General features: G+C 74.0%; 17 protein-coding genes. 2 read left to right on the top strand and 15 right to left on the bottom strand.

Annotation, left to right across the window (positions count from 1 at the left end; translation table 11 throughout):
- Nucleotides 1-52: 52 nt before the first annotated feature.
- Nucleotides 53-730 carry a bifunctional DNA primase/polymerase gene (locus ACSNOC_RS06530; RefSeq protein WP_436746291.1) on the top strand — a complete coding sequence of 226 codons (678 nt, stop codon included), beginning with the start codon at nt 53-55 and terminating at the stop codon, nt 728-730.
- Here the strand turns inward: ACSNOC_RS06530 and ftsY are convergent.
- From ftsY to ACSNOC_RS06505, 5 genes are all read right to left on the bottom strand, one after another.
- Nucleotides 727-1,923 carry a signal recognition particle-docking protein FtsY gene (ftsY, locus tag ACSNOC_RS06525; RefSeq protein WP_436746290.1) on the bottom strand — a complete coding sequence of 399 codons (1,197 nt, stop codon included), beginning with the start codon at nt 1,921-1,923 and terminating at the stop codon, nt 727-729. The genes ACSNOC_RS06530 and ftsY overlap by 4 nt on opposite strands.
- A gap of 133 nt (nt 1,924-2,056) precedes the next feature.
- A complete protein-coding gene (locus ACSNOC_RS06520) occupies nt 2,057-3,550 on the bottom strand; it encodes a sugar porter family MFS transporter (protein WP_436746326.1) in 1,494 nt (497 codons plus the stop codon).
- 121 nt (nt 3,551-3,671) lie between these two features.
- Nucleotides 3,672-7,268 (bottom strand): chromosome segregation protein SMC, encoded by a 3,597-nt coding sequence (gene smc / locus ACSNOC_RS06515; RefSeq protein ID WP_436746289.1) that lies wholly within the window; start codon nt 7,266-7,268, stop codon nt 3,672-3,674.
- A 196-nt stretch (nt 7,269-7,464) separates the two neighbouring features.
- A complete protein-coding gene (locus tag ACSNOC_RS06510; RefSeq protein ID WP_059011724.1) occupies nt 7,465-7,671 on the bottom strand; it encodes a hypothetical protein in 207 nt (68 codons plus the stop codon).
- 335 nt (nt 7,672-8,006) lie between these two features.
- Nucleotides 8,007-8,318, bottom strand: coding sequence for an acylphosphatase (locus ACSNOC_RS06505; RefSeq protein ID WP_436746288.1), 312 nt, complete (start codon nt 8,316-8,318; stop codon nt 8,007-8,009).
- Nucleotides 8,319-8,449: 131 nt separating this feature from the next.
- On the opposite strand from ACSNOC_RS06505, the gene ACSNOC_RS06500 reads away from it, so the two are divergent.
- A complete protein-coding gene (locus ACSNOC_RS06500; RefSeq protein WP_436746287.1) occupies nt 8,450-9,340 on the top strand; it encodes a CAP domain-containing protein in 891 nt (296 codons plus the stop codon).
- Nucleotides 9,341-9,362: 22 nt separating this feature from the next.
- Here the strand turns inward: ACSNOC_RS06500 and mutM are convergent, their stop codons facing one another.
- From mutM to ACSNOC_RS06450, 10 genes are all read right to left on the bottom strand, one after another.
- Nucleotides 9,363-10,223, bottom strand: a complete 861-nt coding sequence (gene mutM / locus ACSNOC_RS06495) for a bifunctional DNA-formamidopyrimidine glycosylase/DNA-(apurinic or apyrimidinic site) lyase (protein ID WP_436746286.1) — start codon at nt 10,221-10,223, stop codon at nt 9,363-9,365.
- The gene (gene rnc, locus ACSNOC_RS06490) at nt 10,216-10,989 is read right to left on the bottom strand and encodes a ribonuclease III (RefSeq protein ID WP_436746285.1); all 774 of its coding nucleotides are present in this window, start codon (nt 10,987-10,989) and stop codon (nt 10,216-10,218) included. The genes mutM and rnc overlap by 8 nt, the downstream gene beginning before the upstream one ends.
- A gap of 19 nt (nt 10,990-11,008) precedes the next feature.
- Nucleotides 11,009-11,182 (bottom strand): 50S ribosomal protein L32, encoded by a 174-nt coding sequence (rpmF, locus tag ACSNOC_RS06485; RefSeq protein WP_326596328.1) that lies wholly within the window; start codon nt 11,180-11,182, stop codon nt 11,009-11,011.
- Nucleotides 11,183-11,184: 2 nt separating this feature from the next.
- Nucleotides 11,185-11,802 carry a YceD family protein gene (locus tag ACSNOC_RS06480; protein ID WP_436746284.1) on the bottom strand — a complete coding sequence of 206 codons (618 nt, stop codon included), beginning with the start codon at nt 11,800-11,802 and terminating at the stop codon, nt 11,185-11,187.
- A gap of 193 nt (nt 11,803-11,995) precedes the next feature.
- Nucleotides 11,996-13,057, bottom strand: coding sequence for an ATP synthase F0 subunit B (locus ACSNOC_RS06475; protein WP_436746283.1), 1,062 nt, complete (start codon nt 13,055-13,057; stop codon nt 11,996-11,998).
- Nucleotides 13,058-13,127: 70 nt separating this feature from the next.
- Nucleotides 13,128-13,607 (bottom strand): pantetheine-phosphate adenylyltransferase, encoded by a 480-nt coding sequence (gene coaD, locus ACSNOC_RS06470; protein ID WP_436746325.1) that lies wholly within the window; start codon nt 13,605-13,607, stop codon nt 13,128-13,130.
- A gap of 26 nt (nt 13,608-13,633) precedes the next feature.
- A complete protein-coding gene (gene rsmD, locus ACSNOC_RS06465) occupies nt 13,634-14,221 on the bottom strand; it encodes a 16S rRNA (guanine(966)-N(2))-methyltransferase RsmD (protein WP_436746282.1) in 588 nt (195 codons plus the stop codon).
- 113 nt (nt 14,222-14,334) lie between these two features.
- Complete coding sequence (locus tag ACSNOC_RS06460) at nt 14,335-14,760, bottom strand: DUF6227 family protein (RefSeq protein WP_436746281.1); 426 nt, start codon at nt 14,758-14,760, stop codon at nt 14,335-14,337.
- Nucleotides 14,761-14,894: 134 nt separating this feature from the next.
- Nucleotides 14,895-15,413 (bottom strand): hypothetical protein, encoded by a 519-nt coding sequence (locus ACSNOC_RS06455; RefSeq protein WP_436746280.1) that lies wholly within the window; start codon nt 15,411-15,413, stop codon nt 14,895-14,897.
- 116 nt (nt 15,414-15,529) lie between these two features.
- On the bottom strand, nt 15,530-16,994 hold a 1,465-nt coding region (locus ACSNOC_RS06450; RefSeq protein WP_436746279.1), incomplete at its 5' end, for an ATP-dependent DNA helicase RecG.

Below are 16,994 nucleotides of genomic sequence, written 5' to 3'. Positions count from 1 at the left end.
GCCGCGCCGTGCCGGTCCGTAACCATCGGCCGAACGGACCCGTTGGAGGGGCATGGGCTTCACGATCGGCGGACGGCGGGCCGACCGGATCTGCTTCCCCACGGCGGTCGCGGAGTACACCGGCCTGTGGGGGTGGGACGTGCTGCCGGGAGCGCGCGCCGGGCTGGGCGGCGACGGCCGCCCGGACTGCTCCTGCGGCCGGCCGGGCTGCCCGGCGCCGGGGGCGCATCCGCTCGACCCGGCGCTCCTCATCCCGGCCGGCACCACGCTGGAGGGGGTGGTGGACGCGTGGGCGCGCACGCCGGGCGCGTCCGTGCTGCTGCCCACCGGGCGGAGCTTCGACGTGATCGACGTGCCCGCGACCGCGGGGCTGCGGGCGCTGCCGCCGCTGGAGCGGATGGGCCTGCCGCTGGGCCCGGTCGCCCTGGCGCCGCACGGCAGGGCCTGGTTCTTCGTCGCGCCGGGCGCGGCGGCGGAGCTGCCCCGGCTGCTGTACCGGGCGGGCTGGGACGACGCCCCGCTGGACCTGCGGGCCCTGGGGCCCGGAGGGCACGTGACCGCGCCGCCCTCGGACCACGCGGGCCTGGGCCCGGTCCGCTGGCTGCGCCCGCCCGGTCTGGAGACGGCCGCGCGACCGCCCCGCGCCCGGCTGCTGCTGGGCGTGCTGGCCTACGCCTGCCGCCGGTCCGGCCCGGCCCTGGACGACGCGGCGCGGCCCGGCGCGCGTTAGCCGATCAGCGCGTCGGCGAACGCCTCGGGCTCGAACGGGGCGAGGTCGTCCGGGCCCTCCCCCAGGCCCACCAGCTTCACCGGGACGCCCAGCTCGCGCTGGACGGCGACGACGATCCCGCCCTTGGCCGTGCCGTCGAGCTTGGTAAGGGCGATGCCGGTGATGTCCACGACCTCCGCGAAGACCCGGGCCTGGACCAGGCCGTTCTGCCCGGTGGTCGCGTCCAGCACGAGCAGCACCTCGTTGACCGGGCCGTGCTTCTCCACGACCCGCTTGACCTTGCCCAGCTCGTCCATGAGGCCGGTCTTGGTGTGGAGCCGCCCGGCGGTGTCGACCAGCACCACGTCGGCGCCGGCGGCGATGCCCTCCTTGACCGCGTCGAACGCCACCGAGGCCGGGTCGCCGCCCTCGGGACCGCGCACCGTGCGGGCGCCGACCCGCTCGCCCCAGGTCTGGAGCTGGTCGGCGGCGGCGGCGCGGAAGGTGTCGGCGGCACCGAGGACGACGGACCTGCCGTCGGCGACCAGGACCCGCGCGAGCTTTCCGGTGGTGGTGGTCTTGCCCGTGCCGTTGACGCCGACCACCAGGATCACGGCCGGGAGCTCCTCGCCCTCGGCGGAGACGCCGCCCTCGGTGTGGACCACCCGGTCGAGGTCGGGGCCGAGCTGGGCCAGCAGTTCCTCGCGCAGCAGGGCCCGCAGTCCGTCGGGGGTGCGGGTGCCCAGCACGCGGACCCGCTCGCGCAGCCGCTCCACCAGCTCCTGGGTGGGGCCGACGCCGATGTCGGCGGTCAGCAGCGTGTCCTCGATCTCCTCCCAGGTGTCCTCGTCCAGGTGCTCGCGGGCCAGCAGGGTGAGCAGGCCGCGGCCCAGCGTGTTCTGCGACCGGGCGAGCCGGGCGCGCAGCCGGACCATCCGGCCCGCGGCGGGCTCGGGCACCTCCACCGGGGGCGCCTCGGGCACCGGGGCCGCCGCGCCGCCGGGCAGCGTGACGTCCTCGATGGTGCGGCGCTCCTCGTCCACGGGCGTGGCGGCCTCGTCGCCGACGCGCGGCTCGGGCGGCGCCGCCGTCACGGGCCGCCCGCCCTCCGGCGGCGCCTGCCCGCGCTTCCCGCGGCGACTGGTGACGACGAGCCCGCTGATCGCGGCGACGGCGACCACGGCGATGATGACGACGAGGATGAGGATGTCCATCGGTTCCCTTGAGCGGCCTGGCGGTGGGACAACGGGTCTAACGTACCGAAGCGGCCCCCGGGGACCGCTGCCCCCGCCCGCGAGTGGCGGACAGGGGCAGCGGTGGTGAACGAGGAGACGGGCGGCGGGGGGGTCAGCCCATCTCCTCCAACGCCTTGCCCTTCGTCTCCGGCACCCACAGCAGGATGAACGGGATCGAGAGCACGGCGAAGCAGGTGTACATCACGTAGGCGCCGGAGAGGTTCCAGTCCGACAGGGTCGGGAAGCTCTGGCTGATGGCCCAGTTGGCGACCCACTGCGCGGAGGCGGCGACGCCCAGCGCGGCGGCGCGGATCCGGTTGGGGAACATCTCGCCGAGCAGCACCCAGACGACCACGCCCCAGGAGAGGGCGAAGAACAGCACGAAGCCGTGGGCGCCGATCAGGGCCACGGTGCCCTGGGTGTCGGGGAGCCGGATGTCGTCGCCGGTCCCCTCCTTGAAGGAGAACGCCCAGGCGGCCAGGCCCAGCGAGACGGCCATGCCCGCGGAGCCGATGAGGGCGAGCGGCTTGCGGCCGATGCGGTCCACCAGGAGCATGGCGATGATCGTGCCGATGATGTTGATGATCGACGTGGTGAACGAGTAGAAGAACGAGCCCTCGGGGTCGACGCCGACCGACTGCCACAGCGAGTTCGAGTAGTAGAAGATCACGTTGATGCCGACGAGCTGCTGGAAGACCGACAGGCCGATGCCGATCCAGACGATGGGCAGCAGCCCGGCCCGCCCGCCGATCAGGTCGCGCCAGGTGGACCTGTGCTCGGTGCGGATGTGGTGCTCGATCTCGGCGACCCGGGCGTCCAGGTCGGTGTCCGCGCCCTCCACGTCGGCGAGCACGCGCCGCGCGTCGTCCCGCCGGCCGGCGCTGATCAGGAAGCGCGGCGACTCGGGGATGCGCAGGGTCATCAGGCCGTAGAGCAGGGCGGGGATCGCCCCGACGCCGAGCATGACCTGCCATGCCTCCAGGCCGAGGAGCGAGCCGCGCTGGTCGTCGTCGGCGAGGTTGACCAGCGCGTAGTTGACGAGCTGGGAGATGGCGATGCCGAGCACGATCGCGGCCTGCTGGAAGGAGGCGAGCCGGCCCCGGTACGCGGGCGGGGAGACCTCGGCGATGTAGGCGGGGGCGATGACCGAGGCCATGCCGATGGCGACGCCGCCCAGCGTGCGCCAGAACGCCAGGTCCCAGACCCCGAACGGCAGCGCCGAGCCGACGCTGCTGACGGCGAAGATCACCGCGGCGATCTGCATGACGCGGATGCGGCCGAGACGGTCGGCGAGGCGGCCGGCGACGACCGCGCCGAGCGCGGCGCCGAGGAGCGCGATGGCCACGACGGTGCCGAGCCTGCCGGAGGAGATGTCGAATCTGCCGCGGATCCCCTCGACGGCGCCGTTGATGACGGCGCTGTCGTAGCCGAAGAGAAAGCCTCCCAGCGCCGCGGTGGCGGCGATGAAGATCACGTAGGTGAGGTGCGGCGGGCGTCGGTCACGGGCCGCCGGCTCCACCTTGGTGGTTGGGGTCACGGTGCACTCCTGGGTGTCCGGCGGCACTGCCGGTCCGTCCTTCAGCTCGCACGGTCCAGTGGGGCACATCCGCACGAGAGCCACCAGTTGAACGTACGAGCGGCCTTGGAGAGGTTATGCCTTCAAGCTCCTAAGTCAAGTCCGCCTGAAATCCGTGATCCCGCTCACATGCGCCTGATGGCTTTTCACGTCATGAAGAGAGGCGCTGACTGATCACCTTGGATACCCCGTCTCCCTGCATGGAAACGCCGTACAGGGCGTCCGCGACCTCCATGGTCCGCTTCTGATGGGTGATCACGATGAGCTGGGAGCTGTCCTTGAGCTCCTCCATGATCCGGATCAGCCGCTGGAGGTTGGTGTCGTCCAGCGCCGCCTCGACCTCGTCCATGACGTAGAACGGGCTGGGCCGCGCCTTGAAGATCGACACCAGCAGGGCCACCGCCGTCAGCGAGCGCTCGCCGCCGGAGAGCAGCGACAGGCGCTTGACCTTCTTGCCCGGCGGTCTGGCCTCCACGTCCACGCCCGTGGTCAGCATGTTCGCCGGGTCCGTCAGCAGCAGCCGTCCCTCGCCGCCCGGGAAGAGCCGGGAGAAGACGCCCTCGAACTCGCGGGCCGTGTCGTGGTAGGCGGCGGTGAAGACCTGCTCCACCCGCTCGTCCACGTCCTTCACCACCTGAAGCAGGTCGGCGCGCGTCTTCTTGAGGTCGTCGAGCTGCTCGCTGAGGAACTTGTGCCGCTCCTCCAGGGCCGCGAACTCCTCCAGCGCCAGCGGGTTGACCTTGCCCAACTGCTTGTACGCCCGCTCGGCGGCCCGCAGCCGCTTCTCCTGCTCGGCCCGGCGGTAGGGCCGCGGCTTGTTGCGCGGGTCGTCCGGGTCCGCGGGCAGCTCCTCGCCCTCGGCGGGCGGCGCGGGCGGCACCAACTGGTCCGGGCCGTACTCGCGGACCAGGATCTCCGGCTCGACGCCCAGCTCCTCCAGCGCCCTGGCCTCCAGCTGCTCGATGCGCAGGCGTTTCTCCGCGCCCAGCACCTCCCCGCGGTGCACCGAGTCGGTCAGCTTGTCCAGCTCCTCCTTCAGCTCCCGCCCCGCGTTGCGCTCGACCACGAGCGCCTGCTCCCGTTCCGCCCTGGCCCGCTCGGCGACCTCCCGCTCCCGCAGGGCACGGGCCAGCGAGACCTCCACATGCGCCAGGAGCTGCCGCGCCCCGGCGGCCACGGCGGCGGCGACCGCGGCCTCGTGCCGCATCCGCGCGCGCCGCTGCTCGGCGCGCGCCCGCGCCTCCCGCTCGGCGCGCGCCGCGCGGTCCAAGGAATCCGCCCGGCCGGCCAGTCCCCTGACCCGCTCCTCGTGGGTGCGCAGCTGCAGCCTGGCCTCCATCTCGGTCTGCCGGGCATTGGCGCCGTCGGCCGCGAGCCGGTCGCGGACCGTCGTGTCCGGCTCCTCCTCGCCGTCCGCCGCCTCCTCCGCGACCGCCAGCCGCTCGGCCAGCTCCTCGGCCTGCTCGACGGCGCGGGCCAGCTCCTCCCTGGCCCGCGCCACGGCGGCCTCCGCCCGGTCCGCCTCGCCACCGGCCGCCCGCGCCTGGCCCGCCAGGCGGCCCAGGTCCTGGGCCACCTTCGACTTCTCCCGCTCCGCCGCGCTGCGCCGCCGGGCCAGCTCCTCCACCGCCGCGGCGCACGCCCGGCGCCGCTCGTCCGCTTCCTCCTGGGCGGCGGCCAGCTCCGCGCAGCGCCCGGTCAGACGGCGCAGCGCCGCCGCCGCCTCGTCCACCGACGCCTGGACCTCCAGCAGGCTGGGCGCGCCGGCCGACCCGCCCTGGGCCAGGTGCCGGGACAGCAGGTCGCCCTCGGTGGTGACGGCGGTCAGCTCCGGCCGGGCGGCCAGCACCTGCTGGGCGTCGTCCAGCGTGCCGACCACCACGACGTCGCGCAGCAGGCGGCGCACGGCGGGCAGCAGATGCGCGGGGCCGCTCACCAGGGCCGCCGCCGGGACCGGCTCGGCCCCCGGCCCGGGCACGGCGGGGGCGCCGCCCTCCGGCCCCGACGCGGCGGACTCGGCCGGGGCGCCGGGCGCGCCGAGCAGCAGGGCCGCCCGGCCCGCATCGGTCTTGCGCAGCAGCCGCAGCGCCTCGGCCGCCGTGGCGGGCCCGTCCACGGCCACCGCGTCGGCGGCCACGCCCAGGGCGGCGGCCACCGGGACCTCGAACCCCGGCGTGACGGTCAGCAGCCCGGCCGCCGGGCCGAGCAGCCCCGCGAGCCGGTCGGCGGCGGCCAGCAGCGCGCCGGTGCCGTCCTTGCGGCGCAGGCCGAGGGCGAGCGCGTCGTGCCGGGCGGAGACGGCGGCGCGCTCCCGTTCCACGGCGGTGGCGGCCTCCCTGGCGGCGGTCAGCGCGGACTCGGCGGCGGCGAGGGCGGCCCTGGCCGCCTCGTGCTCCCCGGCCAGCTCGGTGTCGTCCGCGTCGAGCCCGTCCACCTCGGCGCGCAGCGCCTCGTACTCGCGCTGGGCCGCGGCGGCCCGCTCGCGCGCCTCGTCGCGGGCGGTGGCCAGCCGGTCGATCTGGGACTGGGCCGACGCGGCGCGGCTGCGGGCGGCGTTCGCCTGCCCGTGCAGCCGGGCCAGGCCCTCGCGGCGGTCCGCGAGGGCGCGGGCCGCGTCCTTCAGCCGCCGCTCCTCCTCGGCCAGCGCCCGTTCGAGCGCGGCCCGGTGCTCGACGGTGTCCTCCAGCGCCCGGTCGGCCGCCTCCATGGCCGCCGTCAGCTCGGCCTCCTGCTCGCGGATCCGGGCGGCCTCCCGTTCCATGTCCTCCGGATCGCGCCCCCGCCGCTCCTCGGGCACCTGGGCGCGGGCGCTGGTGATCCGGGCGTCGGCGAGGCTGACGGTGCCCCGCACCCGCTCGGCGAGCTGCGACAGCTCGTGCCAGGTGGTCTGGGCCCGCTGCACGCGCGGCGCGAGGGTCCGCACCTCCTGTTCGAGCTCCGCCTCCCGGCGCAGGGCCTCCCGCAGGCGCTCCTCGGCGGCCTCCTTGCGCTGCTTCAGGGCGGCCTCGTCCGCGATCTCGGCGCGCAGCGCGGTCCGCAGCGTCACCAGGTCGTCGGCGAGCAGCCGGAGCCTGGCGTCCCGCAGGTCGGCCTGGATGACGGCGGCCCGCCGGGCGACCGCGGCCTGCCGCCCCAGCGGCTTGAGCTGGCGGCGCAGTTCGTCGGTGAGGTCCTGGACGCGGGCCAGGTTCGCCTGCATGGCGTCCAGCTTCCGCAGCGCCTTCTCCTTGCGCTTGCGGTGCTTGAGCACGCCCGCGGCCTCCTCGATGAAGGCGCGGCGGCCGGTGGGGTCGGCGTGCAGGACGGAGTCGAGCTGGCCCTGCCCGACGATGACGTGCATCTCGCGGCCGATGCCGGAGTCGGACAGCAGCTCCTGGACATCGAGGAGGCGGCAGGTGTCGCCGTTGATCTGGTACTCGCTGCCGCCGTTGCGGAACATGGTCCGCGTGATGGTGACCTCGGTGTAGTCGATCGGGAGGGCGCCGTCGGAGTTGTCGATGGTCAGGGACACCTCGGCGCGGCCGAGCGGCGGGCGGCCCGTGGTGCCGGCGAAGATGACGTCCTCCATCTTGCCGCCGCGCAGCGACTTGGCGCCCTGCTCCCCCATGACCCACGAAAGGGCGTCCACCACATTGGACTTGCCGGACCCGTTGGGGCCGACCACGCAGGTGATTCCGGGCTCGAAGCGCAGCGTGGTGGCGGACGCGAAGGATTTGAACCCGCGCAGGGTCAGGCTCTTGAGGTGCACGCCGTGGGACTTTACCTGTCGCTCTTCTGGGATTCGCCGTTTCGACGCAGAGGATGCAGGGCACATCAGTCAGTGAGCCAAGCAAGCCAAGCGGTGCCAGGGGACCCGCACATGACGAAGGGACGCCGAAGCGTCCCTCGCATTAACTACTTCCGCAAGCCAAGCCGTGCCCTCGCGGTCTGCCTCGCCTTTGAGGTCAGGTCAGGGCGGGCTCCGCCTTGTGCACGTCGATGCTGTCGAGCACCGAGTCGCCGTGCCGGGCGGCGGCGGCAAGCGCGTCGTTCTCCGCCTGGACCCGGAGGAGCTGCGTCTCCAGGTCCTGAACGCGCTGCTGAAGCCGCCGCATCTCGGCGAGCACTCGGGGGTCGAAGCCGCCGACGTGACCAAGAAGCGCCTTTGCCATGATGGATGGTCCTCCACACTGAGTGACCGACCGAAGCCGTTGGTGGGTCATGAGGTGAATGAATCCGCGCCATGGGCTCCGCGATGTGTTCCAGGGTCACAAAGCTGAGATGCGCGGGACTTTCAGCGTCTCACCAAAAAGTGGGACGGTCAACACGATCACACCGCGTATCGCCCGTGTGCCATGGCCTCGGAAGGCCCGCGCGAGGGGGTGGAGGATCACTCGTCGGCGGGTCGGGCGGCTCCGCCGGGCGGCGGTGGTGGCGGCAGCCTCGCACGTCGGAGCGGGGTTGGCAAGCAGTTTCCGGAATTTTCCCGGGGCCCCGGGCGCACCCCTCAGCGGACCGAGAAGCCCTCGTATCCCCCGCGCGGTGTGTCCCAAATCTCGGTGACGCCCGTCACCCGTCCGGGCGTGTCGCCGCCGCGGAGCCACTCCAGCAGGAGGAGGCACCGCTCGCGGTCGCCCTCCGCGACGACCTGCACCCGGCCGTCCGCCAGATTCAGGGCAAATCCACGCAGCTCGCCGATGGCCAGCGCGCGGGCGCGCGTGTGCCAGCGGAAGCCCACGCCCTGCACCTGGCCGCGCACCCAGGCGGTCAGCCGGACGGGCCCGGAATCACCGGCGGACGGCGGAGTCGGTCGGTCCATGTGACGCACGCTATCCCCTCGATCCGGAGCGAGACACTGGCGCCCATGCTCACATCGCGTACAGTCACGCGGTAACGAATCACCTGTTCGGGTGATTTGTGATCATCTAGGTGACAAGGAAGGTGCGTCGGATGGGACGCCATCGCCGCCATGGGGGGCATGCGCGGACCGGGCTGATCGGTGCCTCCGCGGCCCTCGCCGTGGGTGCGGTGGCCGTGAGCACGGGCCTGTTGCCCGGTCTCGGGGACGGCCTCACGCTCAGCGGCCCCGACGAGCGGACGGCCGTCGAGCGGAGCGCCGCCTCCGCCGGGGCGTCGTCCTCGCCCTCGTCCCCGCGGGCGGAGGAGCGCGGCAGCGCGCCGGAGCCGACCGGCCAGACGTCGGGGCCGGCCGAGGAGGAGACGTCGTCCGCCGGGACACCGGCCCCCTCGCGGGAGCAGCCCTCCCCCCGGGAGCGGGAGCCCGAGCCGGAGGCCGGGTCCAGGACCGCCCCGGAGCCGGAGCCCGAGGCCGCGGAGCAGGAGCCGGAGCCCGAGGAGGAGCGGGACGCCGAGGCGGCACCCGAGCCGGACCGGGCCGACCCGCCCGCCGAGGAGGCCCCGGAGCCCGCCCCCGCCCCTGCTCCCGCCCCGGTCACGGACCCCGAGCTGGCCGCCGCCCAGGCGGTGCTGGCCCTGGTCAACGAGGAGCGGGCGGCCGTCGGCTGCCGACCGCTGACCACCGACCCGGAGCTGACGGAGCTGGCCGCCGGCCGCAGCGCGGACATGGCCGCACGGGACTACTTCGCGCACACCGACCCGGACGGGCTCACCCCGTGGGACCACGCGGCCGCGGCGGGCGTGACCAGCCTGGGCGCCGAGAACATCGCCTGGGGCCAGCCGAACCCGGAGGCGGTCATGGACGCCTGGATGGAGAGCGAGGGCCACCGCGCCAACATCCTGAACTGCGCGTTCACCACCGTGGGCATCGGTGTCCACATCCAGGCCGACGGCCCCTGGTGGACGCAGGAGTTCGGCTTCTGACCCGGCGCCGCCGGGCCGGGCCTCAAGGCCGCGGCAGGCGCGGCGGGCGCTGGCAGCGGGGGCAGAAGTAGCTGGAGCGGTTCATCCACGGGCGCCTGCGGACCGGGGTGGCGCAGCGGCGGCAGGGGCGGCCCTCGCGGCCGTACACGTCCAGCGAGCGGTCGAAGTAGCCGGACTCGCCGTTGACGTTCACGTAGAGGCTGTCGAAGCTCGTGCCGCCGACCGCCAGGGCCGCCGCCATCACCGCGCGGATGTGCGTGACCAGCTCGGCGGTCCTGGTCCGGGTGAGGCCGGCGGTCGGGCGGTCGTAGTGCAGCCCGGTGCGCCACAGCGCCTCGTCGGCGTAGATGTTCCCGACGCCGCTGATGAGCGACTGGTCGAGCAGCGCCCGCTTGATGGTCGTCCGGCGGCGGCGCAGCGCCGCGTGGAAGGCGTCCTCGTCGAACTCCGGGTCCATCGGGTCGCGCGCGATGTGCCCGATCACGTCCGGCACCCCGTCCGTCGTGACCGGGTGGAGGGACAGCCCGCCGAAGGTCCGCTGGTCGACGAAGCGCAGCTCGCCGCCCGCCGGGTCGGTGAACGTGATCCGGATCCGCAGGTGCTTCTCGTCAGGGGCGCGGTCCGGCTGGACGAGAAGCTGCCCGCTCATGCCCAGGTGCGCCAGCAGCGCGAACTCGGACCCCAGCGGCAGCCACAGATACTTGCCCCGGCGGCGCACGTCGGCCACCCGCGCGCCCCGCAGCCGGTCGGCGAAGTCCCCGGCGCCCGCCACGTGGCGGCGGACGGCGCGCGGGTGCAGCACCTCCGCCGCGGTGATGGTCCGGCCGCTGATCCAGCGGTCGAGGCCGCGCCGGACGACCTCGACCTCCGGCAGCTCAGGCAACGGGCGCTCCCCCGGCCGTCGCGGTGCCGTCGCGGCCGTCGATCGCGGAACGGATGGCCCGCCAGGCCGTCTCGGCGGCCTGCTGCTCGGCTTCCTTCTTGCTGCGGCCGGTGCCGGTGCCGTAGGTCTCGCCACCGACACGGGCGGCAGCGGTGAAGGTCTTCTCGTGGTCCGGGCCGCTCTCCGTGATCACGTACTCGGGCACGCCGAGGCCCTCCGCCGCGCTCAGCTCCTGGAGGCTGGTCTTCCAGTCGAGCCCCGCGCCCAGGTTCGAGGAGCGCTCGATCACCGGGTCGAAGAGCCGGTGCACCAGCTCGTCCGCCGCGTCCAGGCCCTGGTCGAGGTAGACGGCGCCGATCACGGCCTCCAGGGTGTCCGCGAGGATCGACGCCTTGTTCCGGCCGCCCGTGCCCTCCTCGCCCCGCCCGAGCCGGACGAAGGCGCCCAGGTCGAGCCCGCGGGCCACCTCGGCCAGCGCCCTGGCCTGCACCACCGCCGCGCGCAGCTTGGCGAGCTGTCCCTCGGCCAGGTCCGGATGCCTGCGATACAGGGTGTCGGTGACGACCAGGCCGAGCACGGAGTCCCCGAGGAACTCCAGCCGCTCGTTGGTCGGCAGTCCGCCGTTTTCGTACGCGTAGCTGCGGTGGGTCAGCGCACGCACCAGAAGGGCGGGCTCGAGCCGGTAGCCGAGCCGCCCTTCCAGAATCGCGAGGGATGAGGCTGTGTCCTCCGACGCCTGGGGCTGCGACCTCCTGGCGTGTGGCATGGAGCCTGTCACCCGCCGATCAGACCTCGAGGACCTGACGACGGTTGTAGGTGCCGCAGTTGCCGCACGCGGTGTGCTGCAGCCTCGGCTCCTGGCAGCGCTCGCAACGCACCAGGCTCGGGGCCACAGCCTTCCACTGCGACCGGCGGTGGCGCGTGTTGCTGCGCGACATCTTCCGCTTCGGAACAGCCACGGCTACTTCTCCTGTGATTCGTCCCCGCGACCGCGGGGTGCCTTGTTCTGCTTGTCCTGCCTGCCGGAGGTCTCCCCGGGACCGAGGGTCCCGGCGAACTCCCGCAGAGCCGCCCAACGGATGTCGACGGCGTCGTCGTGATGGTGGTCGGGGTCCTCCGCGAGCAGTGCCCCGCACTCGGGGCACAGACCCGGGCAGTCCTCCCGGCACACCGGCTGCAGCGGCAGTGACAGCACCACCGCGTCGCGCAGCACGGGCTCAAGGTCGAACAGGTCGCCCTGAAGGAACAGCGTCTCCTCGTCCCCCTCGTCCTCGACGGCGTCCGCCGGACGGCGGCCGTGCCCATCGGTCTCGGGGTACGAGAACATCTCCTGGAACTCCGCCTCGCCCTCACGGGCCAGCGGCTCCAGACACCTTACGCACTCCCCCGCCAGCGGCGCCCGGACGGTGCCGGTGACCAGCACACCCTCCATCACCGACTCCATGCGCAGCTCCACCGTCAGCGGCGCCCCTTCGGGGACCCCGATGACCTCGGTGCCGAGGTCGGGCGGGGCGTCGACCGTGCGGGAGATCCGCTTGAGCGCACCGGGACGCCGCCCCAGCTCACGTGTGTCGAACACGAGAGGGGCTCGGTGGTCCAGCGGGGCGTTCAGGGCGTTCTGCTTTCTCACGGTGCTGCCTGCGACGGAGCCGCGCACGCAGGCCCCTCACCGAGGGGCCGGGCGGGCGGCCGGGATCACGAGTCGGGAGACGGGTGCCACGGCCGAAGAGCCAGCATACCTCCCGGGCCGCCGGGCACCCAATCGGCGGCGGTCAGGACTGTCCTTGCTGGTAGCGGCGGAGCTGCTCGGCGTCGATCATGCCGGTGTCGAAGAGGCTGGTCTCGTCCAGCACCGCCGGGGACGGGTATCCGTACGACGGCTGCTGCTGGGCCGACGGCTGCGCGTAGGGGTCCTCCTGGGGGTATCCGCCGGCGCCGTAGCCGTCGTCGCCGTACGGGGTGGCGGGCGCGTAGCCCTGCTCCTGGCCGTAGGGCCGGCCGTCGTAGCCGTCCTGGCCGGTGCCGTAGCCGTCGGCCCGCGCGGCGGGCTGGAGGGCGTACGGGTCCGGCGCGTCGTAGCCCGCGGGGGCGGGAGCCGGGGCCGGGACCGCCGGGGCGGCCGGCTCGGGCTGCGGCATCCCGAGGTAGTCGTAGGTGTCCTGCTCGGCCCGGTCGAAGTACGCGTCGCCGGGCTGCCCGCCGCCGGTGCCGTCCCGCGCCTCCTGCTCGGCGACGTGCTCGGCCAGCTCGTCGCTGGGGCGGTGGCCGGTCAGCTTCTGCCGGCCGCGGCCGACCGCCTCCAGGGTCTTGCGGAGCACCGCCTCGATGGCGCCGAACTGGGCGTCGACATAGGCGTCGGCCTGCGCGAGCAGCTCCTGCGGGTCGCCGCGGTCGGGGCCGAGAAGCTTGGCCCGGCCGCGGTCGACCGAGCCGATGGTCTTGCCGAGGACCACCTCGAAGTTGGCCAGCTTGCTGTCCACGTAGTCGTCGGCCTCGGCGCGCACCTCGGTGGCCTCGCGGCGGGCCTCGGCGAGGATGCGGGCGGCCTCCTCCCGCGCCTGGCGCACGATCTCGGTGGTCCCGACGAGCGAGCCGCGTTCCGCGTGCGCCGCCTCGACGATGCGCCGCGCCTCCTGCTGGGCCTCGGCGACGACCTGGTGGCGGTCCCCGAGCACCTCCCTGGCCTCGGCGAGCGAGCCGGGCAGCGCCTGGCGGACCTCGTCGAGCCGGGAGAGCAGCTCGGAGCGGTTGATGACGCAGGACGCCGACATGGGCATGCTCTTGGCGCTGCGGACCGCCGCGACGATCTCGTCGAGTTTCTGCTGTACGTCCACGGTGCGACTGTACGGCCAACGGGGGACCCGCGGGCACCGGTCGGTGCGGCCGGTGCCGTGCGGAAGCCCTCTAGCGCTGGGCCAGCCGCTCCCCGAGGACCCGCAGCACGGGCTCGGGGACCAGGTGGGAGACGTCCCCGCCCCAGGCGGCGACCTCCTTGACCAGGCTGGAGGAGAGGAAGCTGTAGACGGGATTGGTGGGGATGAACATCGTCTCGACGCCGGAGAGGCCGTTGTTCATCTGGGCCATCTGCAGCTCGTAGTCGAAGTCGCTGACCGCCCGCAGCCCCTTGACGATGGCGGGGATGTCACGCTGCTTGCAGTAGTCGACGAGGAGGCCGTGGAACGCCTCGACCACGACGTTGCCGTAGCCGCTGGTGCACTCCTCGATCAGGGCTATGCGCTCCTCCACGCTGAACAGCCCCTGCTTGGACTTGTTGATCATGACGGCGACATGGACGACGTCGTAGAGCTTCGAGGCGCGGGCGACGATGTCGAGGTGGCCATTGGTGATGGGGTCGAAGGACCCCGGACAGACTGCGCGGCGCAACGGTCTCTCCTCGCTCTTCCGGCCGCTCATGGCCGGTCGCTTACGTGGTGGTCGGTGGACCGTCCGTACCAGAGAGTGCCCTCGCCGTAGCGGCGTGAACGCAGCCCCTGGAATCCGTCCGGCCAGTCGAAGGCACCGCCCCGGGTGCTGCGCTCCACCGTGACGACGGCACCGGCCGCCAGCCAGCCGTTCGTCACGAGTGTGAGCAGGATCTCGCGGAGATCGTCGTCGCCCACGGCATAGGGCGGATCGAGAAAAACCAGGTCATAGGGGCCATCGGCGGGCGGTGCCGCGGCGAGCTGCTCGGCCCGCGCGGCGCGCAGCTCGGCGCCGGGCAGCCCGAGGGCGCGGATGTTGTCCCTGATGGTCCTGGCGGCTCTCGCGTCGGTCTCGGCGAGCAGGGCGTGAGCGGCTCCGCGGGAGAGCGCCTCCAGGCCGACGGCACCCGAGCCGCCGTAGAGGTCGAGCACCCGGGCCCCGTCGAGCGGGCCCCACAGCGCGGTCCAGGTGGAGAACAGCCCCTCGCGCGCCCGGTCGGACGTCGGGCGGGTGCCACCGCCCGGCGGCACCGCCAGCCGCCGCCCGCCGGCGATGCCGGCGATCACGCGGGTCATGGGCGTCCTCGTCCCCTTCACACGCTCGTCCGTCAGCCGTCGGACTCCACGCTATACGGGCCCCTCGCCGACGAGCACGGCGAGGGGCCCGGGGACGCTCCCGGTGGGCGGCGTCAGGCGTCACCTCCCCGGACGCGGGCGTGCCGCTGGGCGGCGCGCCCCGCGCTCAGCACGTCCGGGTAGACCTCGCAGACGAGCCCGCCGTCCGCCGTGCGGTCGTGCTCCAGCTCGTACAGGCAGAGCTCGCTGTCGTCGTCGAGCAGGAAGGCGTGCTCGTACAGCGAGCACCAGTGCCCGCCGCCGGCGTGGCCGCGGGGCTCGGGCAGCCGCTCGATGCCGTACCCGCGGGCGGCCGACAGCAGGCGGAGTATCTCCTCGCCCGGCCGGTCGGCGTTGACCGCGCGGCGGAGCAGCCGGCGAGCGTGCTCCGAGGAGTCCTGGCCCGGGTAGGCCCGCTGGCCCGGGATCCCGACTCCCAGCACGGTGAGCGCGTCCGGCCCGAGGCTCCGGTCCCGCGGAGCTTCGCGGCGATCGGTCATGCTGAATCCTTCCGATATGCGGCGTCCGATGCCCGTGCGTACTCACCGTAGTCCCCCGGATGCGCTCCGGGGGACCCCCTTTACGGAATCAAGAACATGTGCGCGGCGGATGAGCACGCGCCGAGCACACGCTGTCAGCTCCCGGCGGGCTCCTCGGGGGCGCCGATCAGCGCCGGCGAGGCATACCGCGACCACGACATGCAGCCGTCGGGCGGGCAGTGCTCCGGGCGGCGCGGGTCGTGGCCCAGCTCCCTGAGCTTGGTGCGCACGGAGTCGGGCGTGCGGCCGAAGCGGGCCGCTATGCGGGCGATGGTCTCGCCGGCGTGGAACCGGCGGGTGAGGTCCTCCTCGTGCTGCGGGATCCAGGGGGCGCCGTGGCCGGGGAACAGCTCGCGGAGGATGTCCCGGTCCGGGATGGGCTCCGCGACGTCGGCGGCCAGGGCGAGCGCGCGCAGGCCCCGGTTGAGGGCGATGCGCAGCGTGGGGACGTCGGCCAGGGGCATGGTGAGCGAGCCGGAGGCCAGCGGGACCTCGGGCAGCGACTCGCGCCAGCCGGTCAGGGACAGGGTCACGGTGATGTCGTCGTCGCTCGCCAGCTCGACGCGGAAGATCTTGTCGCCGAGCGGCAGTTCGTTGATGTGCCGGAATGCCATCGAGCAACCCCCAACGGTCCATCCCGCCCGATCCCGGATGGATCGGCGCGGACTGGAATCATTCTCCCAGGCGGCACTGACAATTGACGGGCCGTCAGACAGGGTCGAGGCGCAGGTCAGCCCTTGTCGAGGAACTCCTCGCGCGCCGCGTCGAGCAGCGCGTCCAGCGCCGCCCGCAGGGCGGGCGAACCGGCCAGGTCCGGGTCGGCGGCGACCAGGGCGGTGGCCTCCGCGCGGGCCTCGGCGATGACCTCCTCGTCGTCGATGACGGCGAGCATCCGCAGGCTGCTCCGCCCGCCCGACTGGGCCTGGCCCAGCACGTCGCCCTCCCGGCGCTGCTCCAGATCGACGCGGGACAGCTCGAAGCCGTCCGTCGTCGCCGCCACCGCCGCCAGCCGGGTCCGGGCGGCGCTGCCCTCCGGGGCCTCGCTGACCAGCAGGCACAGCCCCGGCGCGGTGCCGCGGCCGACGCGACCGCGCAACTGGTGGAGCTGGGAGACGCCGAACCGGTCCGCGTCCATGATCACCATGGCGGTGGCGTTGGGCACGTTGACCCCGACCTCGATCACCGTGGTGGCCACCAGCACGTCGACCTCCCCGGCGGCGAAGCGGCGCATCACGTCGTCCTTGGCGTCCGGGGCGAGGCGGCCGTGCAGCACCTCGGTGCGCAGGCCGCGCAGCGGGCCCCCGGCCAGCTCGGCCGCCACGTCCAGCACGGCGAGCGGCGGGCGGCGCTCCTCGCCCTCCGGCTCCCCGGCCCGGCCCTTCTTCGCCGCCGCGCCCGGGCCCGGCTCCTCGTCGTCCCCGATGCGCGGGCAGACGACGTACGCCTGGTGGCCCGCCTCGACCTCCTCGCGGACCCGCTCCCACGCCCGGGAGAGGAAGTGCGGCTTGTCCCTGGCCGGAACGACGTGGCTGGCGATCGGGGAGCGGCCCTCGGGGAGCTGGTCCAGCACCGAGGTCTCCAGGTCCCCGAAGACGGTCATCGCGACCGTGCGCGGGATCGGCGTCGCGGTCATCACCAGCAGGTGGGGTGGCCGCTCGCCCTTGGCGCGCAGGGCGTCGCGCTGCTCGACGCCGAAGCGGTGCTGCTCGTCCACGACCACCAGCCCGAGGTCGTGGAACGTCACCACGTCCTCGATCAGCGCGTGCGTGCCGATCACGATGCCCGCCTCGCCGGTCGCGGCGTCCAGCAGCGCCCGCCGCCGGGCCGCCGCCCCCATGGAGCCGGTCAGCAGCACCACCTTCGTGCCCCGCTCGGACCCGCCCAGCATCCCGCCCTCGGCCAGCGGCCCCATCATCCCGGTGATGGAGCGGTGGTGCTGCTGGGCCAGCACCTCGGTGGGCGCGAGCAGCGCCGACTGGCCGCCGGAGTCCGCGACGGCGAGCATGGCGCGCAGCGCGACCAGGGTCTTGCCGCTGCCGACCTCGCCCTGGAGCAGCCGGTGCATGGGGTGCTCGGCGGCCAGGTCGGCGAAGATCTCCGCGCTGACCTGCCGCTGTCCCTCGGTCAGCGTGAACGGCAGCCGGGCGTCGAAGGCGCTGAGCAGGCCGTCGGGGGCGGGGCGGCGGGGGGCGGCG

The organism is Streptomyces sp. URMC 129, assembly GCF_051386415.1.
Classification (GTDB): Bacteria; Actinomycetota; Actinomycetes; order Streptomycetales; family Streptomycetaceae; genus Streptomyces.
The sequence above is the reverse complement of the archived record's forward strand: the minus strand, read 5'-3'. Positions and strand labels throughout refer to the sequence as shown.